Source organism: Bradyrhizobium embrapense (assembly GCF_001189235.2).
Classification (GTDB): Bacteria; Pseudomonadota; Alphaproteobacteria; order Rhizobiales; family Xanthobacteraceae; genus Bradyrhizobium; species Bradyrhizobium embrapense.
In genome coordinates, this window is sequence record NZ_LFIP02000002.1 from 977,872 (window position 1) to 992,492 (window position 14,621).

The following is a 14,621-nucleotide window of genomic DNA, read 5'->3' on the forward strand; positions in this document are numbered from 1 at the left end:
CGGAGTTGTCAGCCCGGGCGGGCGGCGGCCGCTTCCGTCCCGGGGGCGGGACGTGATATTGGCGGCGGATGTCCCGTTGAGGATTTGAAATGACCTGGTCCTTCCTGCTGACCACCCTGATCGTGGTCGCCTCGCCCGGCACCGGCGTGCTCTACACCCTGGCGGTGGCGCTGACCCGCGGCTCGCGCGCCAGCGTGGCGGCGGCGTTCGGCTGCACGCTCGGGATCGTGCCACAGATGATCGCGGCGATGCTTGGGCTGGCAGCCATCCTGCACACCAGTGCCATGGCGTTCGCGGCGCTGAAATGGGGCGGCGTGGTCTATCTGCTCTACATGGCCTGGCAGGCGCTGCGCGAGCGCGGCGCGCTCGCCGTCGATACCGAGATCAAGCCGCGCTCGCGCGGGCGGGTGATCGTGACCGCGATCCTGATCAACATCCTCAATCCAAAGCTGTCGATCTTCTTCCTCGCCTTCCTGCCGCAGTTCATCGCGGTCGACGAACCCTACCCGCTGACGCGGATGGTCGAACTCAGCGGCGTATTCATGGCGATGACCTTTGCGGTGTTCGCGGTCTACGGGCTGTTCGCGGCGTCGGTGCGCGACCGCGTCATCACCCGGCCGAGGGTGATGGCCTGGCTGCGGCGCAGCTTTGCCGCGGGCTTTGCCCTGCTCGGCGCCAAGCTCGCCTTCGCGGAGCGTTGAGTTCGCATTCGCCCCCGGGGCTTGCAGCAGGCAATAAAAAAGCAGGCCTTGCGCCTGCTACCTTGCCTGGGGTGGCGGTCCGGATCGGGTGCCCGGGCAGGGCAAGAGCCGCTACCCGGGCCAGAAATTCGCTACTTCTTGGCGGCCTTCTTCTTGGTGGCCTTTTTCGCCTTCGCCTTCTTCGCCTTCTTCGCTTTCTTAGCCATAGTATCCTCTCAGGGTTTCATGGATTGAACGCGACTCCGAGGCATGCTTGGCGGAGGGCCAGCCTCGCAACATCCTCACTAGCAAACTCAGCAGATTCGGAGGCTGCTGCCGCGTGCTGTCACCACGCTGTCATCGTGTTATCCACAGCTGTTACGTGTTTTCGCCAGTTTTTCGCCAGCGTGCGCGTGTCACGCATCGCTGCATCGTCGCATCCGTCATGCTTAACGATGCGCAAACGGCCGGTTCGGGAATCTTCATCAATTCAAAACCACGGCGCGGATTGGCGCGTGGCGGGTGAGAGTCCGTTAAGCGGCGCGGCCGCATCCTGTCACGCAAGGCAACGGGGATTGCCATTGGGAGAAACGCCTCAAGGGGCGGACGGTCATTTCAGGAGAGGCGAGGCCGATACGGGTCTCGAACAGGGGCGATGTTGAGCGTTCCGACGCTTTGGACGGTATTCGTTATCAATTTTCTCGCGCTCGGCCTGATCTGGGCCTATGTCGCGCGCAGCTATCCAGCTTTCGGCGCCGCGCGGTTCTGGACCGCGTCCGCACTCACGGCGTCCACTGGGGCCGCCTGCGCGATGCTCCGCGTCATGATGACGGATTCGCTGCTGCCGCTGCTCGCGGCGGGGACGCTGATGGTGTTCGCCGCCGGCCTTGCCGCGATGGGCATCGAGCGCTTCTACGGCAAGCCGGTCGGCTGGCGCAGCACCGCGCTGTCCACCGCACTCGCCTTCGCCGGCCTCGGCGTCTTCATCTTTGCCTATGACAGCATGCCGATGCGCATCGTGGTCTACACCACAGCCCAGGTCATGCCGCTGGCGTTGACGCTGAAGCTGCTGCTGTCGCCCGAGAACGGCCGCGTCAGCCCCGGCGCGCGGCTCGCCGGCATCGTCGCCTCGGTGCTGATCGGCATCTATGCGCTGCGCCTCGTCGGCGCCGTGCTGCAGCCCGGCGAGTTCGGCTTCGTTCGCTTCAATGCGAGCCAGTCGCTGGTGATCCTGCTGATGGTGTTCCTGTCGATGGCGCTCAATTTCGGCTTCCTGCTGATGGCGATCGACCGGCTGCGCAACGAGGTCGCCGACCTTGCGCTGCTCGACGATCTCACCGGCGTCGGCAACCGCCGCCAACTGTTGCAGCGGCTGACCGAGGAATGCGCTCGCTCCGACCGGAACGGCGAGGCCTTCGCGCTGCTGGTGATCGACCTCGACGGCTTCAAGGGCATCAACGACACCCATGGCCATGCCGCCGGCGATGCCTGCCTGCAGCACTTCACGCTGATGGCGCAGACGAGGCTCCGCCCGGGCGACATGCTGGCCCGCACCGGCGGCGACGAGTTCTGCATCGTGCTGCCGTCCTCGACGCTGCGCGAGGGCGCGATGATCGCGCGCCGCGTGCTGGAGGTCTGCCGCGCCGACGCCGAGCAGTGCACCGGCAACGATATTCCGATCGCGGTCTCGATCGGCGTCGCGCAATGGACCCGCGAGATCGGCCTCCACCCCGACCGCCTGGTCGCCGCTGCCGACCACGCGCTCTACGACGCCAAGAAGGGCGGCAAGAACGGCTACGCGACCTACGAGCCGAAGCTGCCGCCCGACATGGTCGATCTGGTGAAGGCGAGCCTGCGCCAGAGCGCCTGAGCGTGCTAACTGGGAGCGACACAGGATCCTTCCGTGATGCATCGCCTGCTCGCCACACTTCTTGCACTCGTCCTGTCGTCCGCCGCATCAGCCGAAACTGATCTTGCGGCGATCGCGCGATCGCAGGGCACGCCGGAGATTCCCGGGTTGAATATGGTGTGGCTGTCGCCGTGGGGCGACGTCGCCAAATCCCATCCCTGGCGCAACATCATCGTGCACCAGACCGAAGGTCCAGCCGGCTCGGCACGAAATGGCGCCGCCGAGCAGCACAAGAACCCGACACGCCGCGGCGTGATGGTCTGGGTCGAAACCGACGGCACGGTCTATTGGGCGGTCGCCGACAATCTGGTCCCGACCCACACCGACGGCGCCGACCGCAACGACAACAAGTACATCGACAACAGCAAGACCTATCGCCAGGTCAACAAGGACACCTCGATCGGCGTCGAGTTCGCCGGCAATTACCCCGACGTCACCAAGGGCCCGACCGACGCGCAGGTCGCGGCCTGGCGGGTGCTCGTGAAGCTGCTGCGCGCCCGTTACGGCATCCCGCTGGAGCGGGTCTATGCGCACAACTGGATCGACTTCAAGGACGCCCGCTACTGCGAGGGCTGCGCGCTCGCGACCATGGCACGAGAGTGGGGCGAGTAGCGCCGAGCATTTCTGGGGACGGCCGGGTGAGCTGGCGCATCACGGTTGACCTGCTATTTGTGGTCACCGGATTTAAGGGCCGCTCGATGTTTCGACAGTTTTGGTTTGGCGCCGCGATCCTGTGCGCCTTGGCTTCCCGCGCGTGGTCGGCGGCGGGGTCGTCCGTGCCGTTTGCCGACGGTGGTTATATTCCGGACTACTTGAAGATCGTCCGTCAATACAATGCAAGCGGCGATGAATTTCGCATCGAGGGAATCTGCAAATCAGCCTGCACGGTGTTCCTCGGCATCCGCAATGTCTGTGTCCAGCGCGATGCGCAACTGATGTTTCACGCTGGCCATGACCTTGCGGAAAACCGTACCGGTCCGGACTCGCGTGCGAGCCAGGCGCTGCTTTCTCGTTACAATGAAGCATTGCGGCGAAGGCCATCACATGGACACAGAAACATTCCATACGATGGAAGGTCGCGTGTTGATCGAGCGCTTCGGCTATCGGGAGTGTTCACCGGTGCCGGTCCCATAGGATGGATCGACGTCAGGGACGTCCGCTATTGCGGATGCCATATTCTTGCATCACGCCCGTGGTGTAGCTTGGCCCCGTACGCGCGGGTCTGAAAGCGCCGCCCTCCGGCTCCAACCGTCCGCCCCAGCAAGGATCGAGATATGACGTACGCAATTACCACAAGGTTGGCATCTTTATTGATCGGCCTTGCGGTCGCGGCGCTGCTCGCGCTCGGCGCATGGGCGCCGGCTGTTGCCCAGGATGCGGTCGTCGCAACGCTTCCCCAGGATATTCATTTCGAGGGACCCGCCGGAGCGGTGGGGATCGCTGTTCTCTTTGGCGACCCGAAGAAGGCGGGCGTGTTTTCGGAGCGGGTGAGGATCCCGGCCGGCTTCAAGATCATGCCACATTGGCACGGTGAGACACGAACGGCCGTGGTTCTGGCCGGCACCTTCTATTACGCGAACGGTGATCAGTGGGATGAGAGCAAATTCAAGGCTTACCCGCCCGGCTCGTTCTTGATCGAACCTGCGAAAATATCCCATTACGCGATGGCCAAGGACGGCGAGGTCGTTCTTCAAGCGACCAGTGTCGGTCCGAGCAGCACCATCAGGATCGACCAGGCGAAGCAATAGGCTGGCGCCATTTTCAGCCGGAACCGGCGATCGCGGACGATGGGTATCGCAGAACCGGAGCCGGCGTTAACGACGCTTGGCGATTTCCAGCCCGGCCGACATCGCTTCGAGGCTTGTTAAAACTTGCCTTGTACCTCCTCCAGACACGGGACCAGGGGAGAGGTATGGGTAAGCGGGCCAAACGCAAAAAGACCGAGGCGCTCGCGCTGCCGGTGGCGGCAAGAGTTGCAATTGGCGCTGTGGCGGCTGTCGCATTGGGGTACGGTTTGCTGTGGCGGCCGGCGAGCGTTCAACCGACACGGAAGCAGGTTGCGCACCAGGTCCCGGCGCCATCGGCTCCTGTACCATCCACGCCTGTGCCATCGGCTCCCATTCGCGTAGCGGCGTCGGTCCAGGCTGCAGTGCCGGCTCCGGTTCCAATTCCGGTCCCGGCGCCTCGGGTCGAACCACCAAGAATCGAAACGCCAAAAACCACTGACGCTCCCGGAAAATTTGTTCGGCAGGTGGTCGACTACACAAGTCACCAGACGCCGGGCACCGTCGTCATCGACACCGGAAACACGTTCCTCTACCTCGTTCTGAACGACGGACAGGCGATGCGCTACGGCATCGGTGTCGGCCGCGAAGGTTTCGCGTGGTCCGGTGAACAGACCGTGGCCCGCAAGGCAGAATGGCCGGACTGGCGTCCGCCGGCGGAGATGATTTCGCGCCAGCCTTATCTGCCGCGGTTCATGGCTGGCGGTCCCGGCAATCCGCTCGGCGCCCGGGCGATGTATCTCGGCGAGACCGAGTATCGAATTCACGGCACCAACAAGCCCGACACGATCGGCAAGCGGGTGTCGTCCGGATGCATCCGGCTGACCAACGAGGACGTCGCGGACCTCTATGATCGGGTGAAGGTCGGAGCAAAGGTGATCGTGCTTCCGGCACAAGCTGCCCATCGACCATCCCAGGGCGCGCCGCCCTACACCGCCTCGACGCCGGACCCGGCGTCGCTGTCGAACCGACCCTCGGCAACGAACGTGCAGGTGCAGTCATCTGACCGAAGCTGACCACGGCCACCCGGGGCGCCAGTGCCCCGCCGCTTGCGGCAGCGAGGAGCGATTTGGCTCCCGCGGCCGCACCTTCCCCTGTTGAGGGGAAGGCCTGTGTCGAGGCGAAGGCCTTGTTCAGGCGAACGCCTTGGGAAGATCGGCCGACGGCTTGGTGACAATCTGGTGCGCATCGCGCCAGAGCAACTCGCGCTGACGCGAGGTCGTGATCGTGCGCACCGGTAGCCCGCCCTCCTCGAGCAGCCAGGCGCAGTAGCGCGCGCGGCTGATCGCTTCGCGGGCTTCGGGGTCGAACCAGCAAATGCCCCAGATCGAATTGCGCCGCTTGAAGTGCCGCGCGATGCGGCCCGGAATCGGCAGATGCTGCCCGAACCAGTCGAACTGCTCCGACAACTCGTGTCGGATCCAGTCCGGGCAGCCGTTCCGGTGGATGTACCAGGACGCACGAAAGAAGCCGCTCTCCACGCGGCTGTGCGGGTGGATGAGCGGTGTAACGAACCGCAAATACATGGCGACACGGCGCGACGCCGTGTTGCGTCACGCCCCTCGTAGCCGGATCAAATGAATGGAAGAACAGCCGCGATGCGGCGTTCAGCGCGTGGCCGATCGCCGATCAACCGATCGGGCGGTCAGATGTATCGATCTACGCTTCATGCCGCCCCCCTCGTGCGCGCTGGAACGGCGCGACATCGCGCCGGGGGCACAGCACATACACCCGCAAGGGCGCGACGGCAAGCGGCGTAGGATGAAGTGATACCCATCGATCTCGTGCCGCGCGGCGGGATGATGGGTATCGCTGCGCTCCACCCATCCTACAGGCAACAAAAAAGCCGGCGTTGCCGCCGGCTTTCGTGTCTGTTGGCTTGCGCCGTGCGATCAGTGCGCGGCTTCCAGAGCGGCTTCCTGCCGGGCAATTGTGCCCTTGACGGCCGACTGCACCTTTTCGAAGGCGCGGACCTCGATCTGCCGCACGCGCTCGCGCGACACGCCGAACTCGGCCGCGAGGTCCTCCAGCGTCATCGGCTCATCCGCCAGACGCCGCGCCTCGAAGATGCGGCGTTCGCGCGGGTTGAGCACGCCGATCGCCCCGGTCAGGGCCTGACGACGATGATCGAACTCCTCGCTCTCGGCCATCATGGCTTCGGCGTTGGGCGAGTTGTCGACCAGCCAGTCCTGCCATTCGCCGGCTTCGCCGTCGTCGCGGATCGGGGCGTTGAGCGACGCGTCGCCGCCGAGGCGGCGGTTCATGTCGATCACGTCCTGATCGGTCACGCCGAGGCGCTTGGCGATCAGCTTGACCTGGTCGGGGTGGAGATCACCCTCTTCCAGGGCCGAAATCTTGCTCTTCGCCTTGCGCAGGTTGAAGAACAGCTTCTTCTGGTTCGCAGTGGTGCCCATCTTCACGAGCGACCAGGAACGCAGAATGTACTCTTGTATTGACGCCTTGATCCACCACATGGCGTAAGTGGCGAGACGGAAGCCCTTCTCGGGCTCGAATCGCTTCACCGCCTGCATCAGGCCGACATTGCCTTCCGAGACGACCTCGGAGATCGGCAAGCCGTAGCCACGATAGCCCATGGCGATCTTGGCCACGAGCCTGAGATGGCTGGTGACGAGCTTATGCGCCGCGTCGCGATCGTCGTGCTCGCGCCAACGCTTGGCGAGCATGTACTCCTGCTGGGGCTCCAGCATGGGGAACTTGCGGATCTCGGCGAGGTAACGTGAAAGGCCGGATTCTCCATTGAGGACCGGCAACGTAGCTGTACGGGCCATTCGAGCGCCCTCCAGTGGTTCAGGCCCCCGATAGCGGCGGGCCAGGCAGGTGGCCGCTGGGTTAAAGCCGGCCATGCTGCGATGTTCCGCGTTGGATATTCAACGCAGGTGCAACATACACCAAACTGTCCGTGATAGGGAAGGATTGCTGACGTCACGTCCCCGTGTGGCAGCTATAACCTGTTGTCATAACAAGGCTTTTCATCAGAGGGTGCGTCATACCGCCGCTGCCAGCGCCTGTTGCAGGAGAAGCAAATCCTCCGGCAGGGCCGACTCCCAGTGCAAAAGTTCCCCGGTGCGGGGGTGCTCCAAAGCCAGCAAATAGGCGTGGAGGGCCTGCCGGTCGAGCGCGGTAAGTGCGTGCTTACCTTCCGGGCTGAGCTGCCCGGCCTTGGTCTTGAAGTGCGCGCCGTAAACGCTGTCGCCCATCAGGGGATGGCCGAGATGGGCGAGGTGCACCCGGATCTGATGGGTCCGCCCGGTCTCGAGCCGGCAGGCCAGGAGTGAGGCGACCGGCTTGCCGTCGCGGCCGGCAAAGCTCTCGCACACCTCGAAATGGGTGATCGCCTCGCGGCCGCCCGGGCGGACGGCCATTTTCTCCCGGGCATGCGGGTGGCGGTCGATCGGGGCGTCGATCGTGCCGTGGGGCCGGTTCGGCACGCCCCAGGCGAACGCCATGTAGCCGCGCTCCATCGGCCCGGTGCGCCCGTGATCGGCGAATTGCGCGGTCAGCGACTGGTGCGCCTGGTCGTTCTTGGCAACCACCATCAGCCCTGTGGTGTCCTTGTCGAGCCGGTGCACGATGCCCGGCCGCTTGACCCCGCCGATGCCGGACAGGCTGCCGCCGCAATGCGCGATCAGCGCGTTGACCAGCGTTCCCGAGGCGTGGCCGGCAGCGGGATGCACAACGAGCCCCCTGGGCTTGTTGATGACGATGATGTCGTTGTCCTCGAACACGATGTCGAGCGCGATGTCCTCGCCCTGAGGCTGGGCGGGCACGGCCTCCGGGACGTCGATTATGATCGTATCGCCGGTGGCGACATGATAAGCGGGGTCGCGGACGACGGCGTCCTTGACGGTCACGGAACCGGCGAGGATCAGCGCCTTCAGCCGGGACCGCGACAGCTCCGAAGTGCGCTGTGCGAGCACGCGGTCAAGCCGGGCCGAGTCCTCGTCGCCTGTGACGATGACCTCCAGCTTCCGACCGCCATTCGAAGAAACCTGATTCAAATCGACCTGTTGCAAAGATAGAGCCTTGTGATGACCGACACCGCTGTGACCGAACCGACCCCCGACCAGGCCGCGCTGATCGCGCGGGTTCGGCGCATGATGCTGATCGCGGGCCTGACCTCGGCATTGGCCGTGGCCGTCGTGTTGATCGCCATCGGCTACCGCCTTTATCGCAGCGAGGGAAGCCCCGTTTCCGTATCCGACGTCACTGCTGCGTTGCCGAAGGGCGCCCGCATCGTCGCAACCGGCGTCGCCGGCGAACGGCTGGTGCTCACGCTTGATATAGGCGGTGCAACAGAGATCCGCACATTTGATGCAAAGACACTGAAACCTGTCGGCAGGCTGAGCTTCGTCAACGAACCCTGATCGAAGCAGTCGCGAAGCCGCGCAGGCAATCCGCAACCAATAGCTGCAGCGTATTTTTTGCGCATGCGTTCGCGCATCGAGAATGTGTGCTGCCATCTTTTCGGCCGAGTTGCACGCTCAGCTTGCGCCATGTCGGAGTCCAACCCCAACGCTCCCAGCGAACAGTGCGTTGAATCCGAAGCGGCCGCGTCCTGCATCGAGCCGACGCGTCGCGCGGTGTTGACTGCGCTTGCGGGCTGCGCCTGTCTCGCCGCGATCGAGCCCGCAGCCGCTGACGATGATGAACAGCCGGGCGCCAGCGAGCGACCGCAAAAAGCCGATGTGCTTGTGCGTGCCGAAGGCGACAAGGCCAGCCAGGTCATCAAGTCGGATGATCTGACCTTGGGCGGACCGCCCATTCGCGCCTGGCCGCAGGACCCGAAAACCTCCGTCGTTCGCAAAGGTTCGCGGCTCAACGAGGTCGTGCTGATCAAGCTCGATCCGAACGAGCTGGACGATGCCACGCGTGCCCGCGCGCCTGACGGCGTCGTCTGCTACTCGGTGATCTGCACGCATGCCGGATGTCCGATCACCGCCTGGGTGAAGCAGGATCAGGGCGACAAGAACGTTCTGAAATGTCTCTGTCACAACTCCGAATACGATCCGCGGCAGAATGCGCAGGTCGTGTTCGGGCCGGCGCCACGTCGCCTCGCGGCCTTGCCGCTGACGGTTGCCGACGGCGCGATCACGGTCGCAGCGCCATTCGTCGGGAAGGTAGGTGCTCAGCAGGGAGGATGAGGCCAATCGAGATTTCTGCATGACCTAAAAACAAAACAGAGCAGGGAGGTAGCATCTCATGACAAGCAAGCAGTGGTTACTGTCGAGTTGTGTCGCATTCACGTGCCTCATTTCGACCTACGCTGTCGCAGGGCCGATCGAAAACTACAGTTCCGTCACCTCTGCGCGTCTCGAAAATCCCGAACCCGGCAACTGGATGCTCTATCGCCGGACCTATGACGGACAGGGTTTCAGTCCGCTCACCCAGATCAACACATCCAACGTCAAGGACCTCAAGCCAGTCTGGACCTTCTCGACCGGCGTCATCGAGGGCCATGAGGCGCCGCCGATCGTCAACAACGGCGTGATGTTCGTCGCGACTCCGATGGGGCAGGTAATCGCGCTCAACGCCAAGACCGGCGAGGAGTACTGGCGCTACAAGCGGCAGCTGCCCGACGACCTGTTCCAGCTGCATCCGACCAGCCGCGGCGTCGGCCTGTGGGAAGACAAGCTCTATCTCGCCACCACCGACGACCACGTCGTCGCGCTGGACGCCAAGACCGGCAAGGTGGTCTGGGACACCAAGGTGCAGGACTACAAGAAGGGTCAGTACATGACCCTGATGCCGCTCACCGTCGACGGCAAGGTGATCGTCGGCGGCTCCGGCGGCGAGTTCGGCGTGCGCGGCTATGTCGCCGCGTTCGACGCCAGCAGCGGCAAGGAACTGTGGCGCACCTTCACCATCCCCGGCGAGGGCGAGCCCGGCCACGAGACCTGGAGCGGCGACGACTGGAAGTCGGGCGGCGGATCGGCCTGGATGACCGGCACCTACGACAAGGACACCAAGACGGTCTATTGGGGCGTCGGCAACGCGGCGCCATGGCCCGGCTCGATGCATCCCGGCGACAACCTCTACACCAGCTCGGTGCTGGCGCTCGATCCCGACACCGGCAAGATCAAGACCCACTTCCAGTATCACCAGAACGATTCCTGGGACTGGGACGAGGTCGATGCGCCGATGCTGATCGACATGCAGCGCGACGGGCGCTCGTTCAAGAGCCTGGTCCATCCCGGCCGCGACGCGATCTTCTGGGTGCTCGAGCGCAAGCCGGACAAGATCAACTATGTCGCCGGCTGGCCGTTCGTGAAGACCAATGTCTGGAAGGGCGTCGAGGCCGAGACCGGCCGGCCGATCCTCGATCCCGACCACAAGCCGGTGCTCGGCAAGCGGGTCGAGTTCTGCCCGTCGCTGTGGGGCGGCAAGGACTGGCCGTCGGCCTCCTACAGCCCGAACACGAAGCTCGTCTACGTTCCCGCCAACGAGAACTTCTGCGGCGGCTTCACCGGCGAGAAGCAGCCGCTGGTTCCCGGTCAGCTCTGGCTCGGCACCAAGCCGGAGGACATCGGCCTGATACCCGCACCCAATGCCGATCACTTCGGCGAGCTGCAGGCGTGGGATCCGGCGACCGGCAAGAAAGTCTGGCAGCACGACTACAAGACCTCGCAGCTGTTCGGTGCCGTGACCGCGACTGCGGGCGATCTCGTTCTCGCCGGCGGCACCAACGACCGCGCCTTCCGCATCTTCAACGCCAAGACCGGCGAAGTTTTATGGGAGCAAAAGACCAACTCCGGCATCATGGCGATGCCGATGTCCTATGAGGTCGATGGCACGCAATACATCGCGGTCCAGTCGGGCTGGGGCGTCGACGCGCAGCGCATCCAGGACGCGCTGGCCGGCAAGGTCGCGGGCTTCGAGAACAACGTCCCGCAAGGCGGCGTGATCTGGGTGTTCGCGCTCGACAAGAAGTAAGGCGCGAACCAAAGCTTCGGTTCTGTGGATTCAGAACCGAAGCTTCAGCAAACACTTCTCACCGAAAGGGGCGATGCGATCGGGAAGTGGCGGTTGGGGAGACCGCCGCTTCCCGGTCCGCTCTGTTACTTGCCCTTGGTGTCGACCTTCTGCTTCTCGTCCTCGTTCATCTTCTTGATTGTGGGATCCTTGGAGGCTTCGCCGGTGCTTTGGCCGGTGGTCGCCGGCGGAGCATTGCTTGGAGCCGAGGTCTGGTCGGGCAGCACCTTGGCCGGACGCGTTGCCGTCGTGCTCGGCGGCGAATTGGTTTGTGCGGAAGCCTGTGCGGCAAAAAGCAAGACGCCCGCGGACAGCAATGCCGCGAGCGTCCCGAATGTCTGAGGTGGGGTTCTCATCGATCTGCTCCAGAGTATCGATCGATGAGAACGGCCCGTCTCGCCTAACGTTCCAGTCTCACGTCTCCAGCTGCTTGCCGATCGGCAGCGCGCGGATGCGCTTTCCGGTGGCGGCGAAGATCGCGTTGCTGAGCGCCGGTGCGAACGGCGGCACGCCGGGCTCGCCGACGCCGCTCGGCGGAGTGTCCGCTCCGGGCGGCACGATGTAGACGTTGGTGATCGCAGGCGACTCGTCGATCCGGATCACCGGGAAGTCGTCGAAATTGCTCTGCTGCACCTTGCCGTCCTTGAAGCTGATCTCGCCGTATTTGGCCAGACTCAGTCCCATGATCGCAGCACCCTCGATCTGCGAGGCGATCCGCTCCGGATTGACGTACGTGCCGCAATCGATCGCGGTGTCGACCCGCGGCACAGTGAGCTTGCCCTTGTCGTCAACCGCCACCTCGACGATGGTCGCAATGTAGCTGACGAACGAACGGTGCACGGCGATGCCGAGACCATGGCCCTTCGGCACCTGACGGCCCCACTCGCCCTTTTCGGCGACCAGCTCGACCACCTTGCGCAACCGCGCGGTGTCGATCGGGTAGCTGTCATAGGGCTCGCCGTAGTTCCAGGGATCTTTCACCGAGGACAGGTTGACGATCCGCGGGCTGCCGATCAGCTCCAGCAGCATCTCCTTCTGGTCGCGGTTCGTCGCGTGTGCGATTTCCCCGACCATCGACTGCACCGCGAAGGCGCGCGGGATGTTGGAGACCGAGCGGAACCAGCCGATCCGCGTGAATGCGGCCGCTTCCGGATTCTCGCACTGCAGATTGGCGATCTCGAACGGGTTGTCGATCAGGCCCATGCCGAGCTCGAACGGCGCTTCATGGTTGGCGCCGGCGGCAAAGGTCGAGGCGATGGTCGGTGCCACGCTGCGGTGCCGCCACGCAATCACCTTGCCGCTCTTGTCGAGACCGGCCTCGATCCGTTCCACCGAGACGGTGTGCAGGAAGTCGTGATGCACGTCGTCTTCACGGGTCCACTGCACCTTGACCGGCGCGCCGAGTTCCTTCGACAGCAATACCGCCTCCAGCGCGAAGTCGCATTTCGACTTGCGGCCGAAGCCGCCGCCGAGCAGCGTCACGTTGACGGTGACATTGTCCTCGGGAATGCCGAGCGTCTTGGCGACGTCCTCGCGGGTGCCGCCGGGGCTCTGGACGGGTGCCCAGACCTCGGCCTTGTCGCCCTTGACGTCGGCAACCGCGACCGGCGGCTCCATGCTGACATGGGCGAGATGCGGCAGGTAATATTCGCCGACAATGACCTTGTCGGCGCTCTTCAGTGCCGCATCGACGTCGCCTTCCTTGCGCACCACGAGGCCGGGTTTTCGCGCGGCTTCCTCGAGGGAAGCACGATAGGTGACGGAGTCGTATTTGGCATTGGTGCCGTCATCCCAGACGATCTTCAGCTGGTCGCGGCCCTTGATCGCGGCGCCGGTGTTGCGCGCGATCACAGCCACGCCGCCGAGCGGCTGGAACTTTGACGGCCAGGGCCAGCCCTTGACCTCCATCACCTTCTCGACGCCGGGCACCTTCATCGCCGCACTGTCATCGAACGACTTGACCTTTCCGCCGGTGACCGGCGGCCGGGCGATGACAGCGTATTTCAGGCCGGGCAGGCGAGTGTCGGCGCCGTAATGCGCCTTGCCGGTGGTGATGTCGTGCAGGTCGACGATCGAGACCTGGCCCTTGCCGAGATAGCGGAAGTCCTTCGGGTCCTTCAGCTTGAGGCCCTCGATGCTCGGCACCGATTCCTTCGCAGCGTCGGCGGCGAGTTCGCCGAAGCCGGCCTTGCGTCCGCTCGCGCGGTGCACGACCTCATGGTTCTGCGCCTTCACTTCGGTGACCGGCACGCCCCATTTCTTGGCGGCGGCGGCTTCCAGCATCGAACGCGCCGAGGCGCCGATCTGGCGCATCGGGATCAGATAGTGCCGGGTCGAGCGCGAGCCGTCGGTGTCCTGGTTGCCGAACTTGACCTCGTCGCCGTGTGCCTGCTGGACATGGACGCGCGACCAGTCGGCCTCCATTTCCTCGGCGACGATCAGCGGCAGGCTGGTGCGGACGCCGGTTCCCATCTCGGAGCGGTGCGCCAGGATGGTGACGATGCCATTGGGGGCGATCGCGACGAACACGCGCGGATCGACCACGACGCCGTGCGGCATCTTGCCGGCGCCGGTCTCATAGGCGAATGCCTGGCGCGTCATCACAGGCGCTGCGAGCACGAACGAGCCGGCAATGCCGAGCCCCTTGAGGATGCTGCGGCGCGACAGGTTCTCGACCTTCACTTGCTTCTCGAAACCGCGAAGCTTTCCGGGGTTGGTGCGAATGTTCATGTCACACCCCCGTCGATGCGAGATGGACGGCATTCTCGATCCGCTGGTAGCAGCCGCAGCGACAGATATTGCCCGACATGGCCTCGCGGATCTGGTCGTGGCTCGGCTTCGGGTTCTGGTCCAAGAGTGCCGCGGCCTGCATGATCTGGCCGGCCTGGCAGTAGCCGCACTGCGGAACATTGACCTGGCGCCACGCCTTCTGCACCGGATGGTCGCCGGTCGGGTGCAGTCCCTCGATGGTGGTGATCTCGCGGCCAGCCGCGTCGGAGACCGAGGTGATGCAGGCGCGCACTGCCTCCTTGTCGATGATCACGGTGCAGGCGCCGCACAGGGCCTGGCCGCAGCCGAACTTGGTCCCGGTGAGGCCGACTTCGTCACGCAGATACCACAACAGCGAAAGATCCGGGTCGCCGTCCCAATTCTGTTCCTGGCCGTTGATTCTTAGTTTGATCATGGTCTGTCCTCGCTCTGCTTAAGCTATTGACCGGTGCGGGGGCAGGGACGGAACATCTTCCATCGCCAGCGGCC

At 64.4% G+C, this 14,621-nt stretch carries 15 protein-coding genes; 9 read left to right on the forward strand and 6 right to left on the reverse strand.

Annotated elements, in window-relative coordinates:
- Window positions 1-89: 89 nt before the first annotated feature.
- The 6 genes from AKN83_RS12080 to AKN83_RS12105 all read left to right on the forward strand — a co-directional run bounded on the left by AKN83_RS12080 (window position 90) and on the right by AKN83_RS12105 (window position 5,389).
- Window positions 90-701, forward strand: coding sequence for a LysE family translocator (locus tag AKN83_RS12080; RefSeq protein WP_050402678.1), 612 nt, complete (start codon window positions 90-92; stop codon window positions 699-701).
- A gap of 634 nt (window positions 702-1,335) precedes the next feature.
- On the forward strand, window positions 1,336-2,550 hold the full coding sequence (locus AKN83_RS12090; RefSeq protein ID WP_050402677.1) for a GGDEF domain-containing protein: 1,215 nt from the start codon (window positions 1,336-1,338) through the stop codon (window positions 2,548-2,550).
- A 36-nt stretch (window positions 2,551-2,586) separates the two neighbouring features.
- Window positions 2,587-3,201, forward strand: coding sequence for a peptidoglycan recognition protein family protein (locus AKN83_RS12095; protein ID WP_050402676.1), 615 nt, complete (start codon window positions 2,587-2,589; stop codon window positions 3,199-3,201).
- A 26-nt stretch (window positions 3,202-3,227) separates the two neighbouring features.
- Entirely contained in the window at window positions 3,228-3,815 is a 588-nt protein-coding gene (locus tag AKN83_RS39545; protein WP_157113324.1) for a hypothetical protein, read from the forward strand.
- Between the two features lie 48 nt (window positions 3,816-3,863).
- Entirely contained in the window at window positions 3,864-4,337 is a 474-nt protein-coding gene (locus AKN83_RS12100; RefSeq protein ID WP_157113325.1) for a cupin domain-containing protein, read from the forward strand.
- 164 nt (window positions 4,338-4,501) lie between these two features.
- The gene (locus AKN83_RS12105) at window positions 4,502-5,389 is read left to right on the forward strand and encodes a L,D-transpeptidase (protein WP_050402674.1); all 888 of its coding nucleotides are present in this window, start codon (window positions 4,502-4,504) and stop codon (window positions 5,387-5,389) included.
- A gap of 117 nt (window positions 5,390-5,506) precedes the next feature.
- Here the strand turns inward: AKN83_RS12105 and AKN83_RS12110 are convergent, their stop codons facing one another.
- From AKN83_RS12110 to AKN83_RS12120, 3 genes are all read right to left on the reverse strand, one after another.
- Window positions 5,507-5,899 (reverse strand): hypothetical protein, encoded by a 393-nt coding sequence (locus AKN83_RS12110; RefSeq protein ID WP_050402673.1) that lies wholly within the window; start codon window positions 5,897-5,899, stop codon window positions 5,507-5,509.
- A 366-nt stretch (window positions 5,900-6,265) separates the two neighbouring features.
- Window positions 6,266-7,162 (reverse strand): RNA polymerase sigma factor RpoH, encoded by an 897-nt coding sequence (gene rpoH, locus AKN83_RS12115; RefSeq protein ID WP_050402672.1) that lies wholly within the window; start codon window positions 7,160-7,162, stop codon window positions 6,266-6,268.
- A gap of 216 nt (window positions 7,163-7,378) precedes the next feature.
- A complete protein-coding gene (locus AKN83_RS12120) occupies window positions 7,379-8,359 on the reverse strand; it encodes an RluA family pseudouridine synthase (protein WP_050402791.1) in 981 nt (326 codons plus the stop codon).
- Between the two features lie 63 nt (window positions 8,360-8,422).
- Between AKN83_RS12120 and AKN83_RS12125 the strand changes: the two genes are divergently transcribed.
- The 3 genes from AKN83_RS12125 (at window position 8,423) to AKN83_RS12135 (ending at window position 11,324) form a co-directional block, all read left to right on the forward strand.
- Window positions 8,423-8,758 (forward strand): hypothetical protein, encoded by a 336-nt coding sequence (locus tag AKN83_RS12125; RefSeq protein WP_050402671.1) that lies wholly within the window; start codon window positions 8,423-8,425, stop codon window positions 8,756-8,758.
- A gap of 129 nt (window positions 8,759-8,887) precedes the next feature.
- A complete protein-coding gene (locus AKN83_RS12130) occupies window positions 8,888-9,535 on the forward strand; it encodes a QcrA and Rieske domain-containing protein (RefSeq protein ID WP_050402670.1) in 648 nt (215 codons plus the stop codon).
- Window positions 9,536-9,593: 58 nt separating this feature from the next.
- Window positions 9,594-11,324: a methanol/ethanol family PQQ-dependent dehydrogenase gene (locus AKN83_RS12135; RefSeq protein WP_063695305.1), complete on the forward strand. Its 1,731-nt coding sequence runs from the start codon at window positions 9,594-9,596 to the stop codon at window positions 11,322-11,324.
- A gap of 125 nt (window positions 11,325-11,449) precedes the next feature.
- On the opposite strand, the gene AKN83_RS12140 is transcribed toward AKN83_RS12135, so the two are convergent.
- The 3 genes from AKN83_RS12140 to AKN83_RS12150 are packed head-to-tail and all read right to left on the reverse strand — an operon-like array spanning window position 11,450 to window position 14,547.
- Window positions 11,450-11,719: a hypothetical protein gene (locus AKN83_RS12140; RefSeq protein ID WP_050402669.1), complete on the reverse strand. Its 270-nt coding sequence runs from the start codon at window positions 11,717-11,719 to the stop codon at window positions 11,450-11,452.
- Between the two features lie 58 nt (window positions 11,720-11,777).
- Window positions 11,778-14,093: a xanthine dehydrogenase family protein molybdopterin-binding subunit gene (locus AKN83_RS12145; RefSeq protein WP_050402668.1), complete on the reverse strand. Its 2,316-nt coding sequence runs from the start codon at window positions 14,091-14,093 to the stop codon at window positions 11,778-11,780.
- Window position 14,094: 1 nt separating this feature from the next.
- Window positions 14,095-14,547, reverse strand: a complete 453-nt coding sequence (locus AKN83_RS12150) for a (2Fe-2S)-binding protein (RefSeq protein WP_050402667.1) — start codon at window positions 14,545-14,547, stop codon at window positions 14,095-14,097.
- Window positions 14,548-14,621 lie beyond the last annotated feature (74 nt).

Bases quoted from the DNA above. Each gene is read 5' to 3' on its own strand.
- AKN83_RS12080 (WP_050402678.1), top strand. From the start codon at position 90: ATGACCTGGTCCTTCCTGCTGACCACCCTGATCGTGGTCGCCTCGCCC.
- AKN83_RS12090 (WP_050402677.1), top strand. From the start codon at position 1,336: ATGTTGAGCGTTCCGACGCTTTGGACGGTATTCGTTATCAATTTTCTC.
- AKN83_RS12095 (WP_050402676.1), top strand. From the start codon at position 2,587: ATGCATCGCCTGCTCGCCACACTTCTTGCACTCGTCCTGTCGTCCGCC.
- AKN83_RS12100 (WP_157113325.1), top strand. From the start codon at position 3,864: ATGACGTACGCAATTACCACAAGGTTGGCATCTTTATTGATCGGCCTT.
- AKN83_RS12105 (WP_050402674.1), top strand. From the start codon at position 4,502: ATGGGTAAGCGGGCCAAACGCAAAAAGACCGAGGCGCTCGCGCTGCCG.
- AKN83_RS12110 (WP_050402673.1), bottom strand. From the start codon at position 5,899: ATGTATTTGCGGTTCGTTACACCGCTCATCCACCCGCACAGCCGCGTG.
- rpoH (WP_050402672.1), bottom strand. From the start codon at position 7,162: ATGGCCCGTACAGCTACGTTGCCGGTCCTCAATGGAGAATCCGGCCTT.
- AKN83_RS12125 (WP_050402671.1), top strand. From the start codon at position 8,423: ATGACCGACACCGCTGTGACCGAACCGACCCCCGACCAGGCCGCGCTG.
- AKN83_RS12130 (WP_050402670.1), top strand. From the start codon at position 8,888: ATGTCGGAGTCCAACCCCAACGCTCCCAGCGAACAGTGCGTTGAATCC.
- AKN83_RS12135 (WP_063695305.1), top strand. From the start codon at position 9,594: ATGACAAGCAAGCAGTGGTTACTGTCGAGTTGTGTCGCATTCACGTGC.
- AKN83_RS12140 (WP_050402669.1), bottom strand. From the start codon at position 11,719: ATGAGAACCCCACCTCAGACATTCGGGACGCTCGCGGCATTGCTGTCC.
- AKN83_RS12145 (WP_050402668.1), bottom strand. From the start codon at position 14,093: ATGAACATTCGCACCAACCCCGGAAAGCTTCGCGGTTTCGAGAAGCAA.
- AKN83_RS12150 (WP_050402667.1), bottom strand. From the start codon at position 14,547: ATGATCAAACTAAGAATCAACGGCCAGGAACAGAATTGGGACGGCGAC.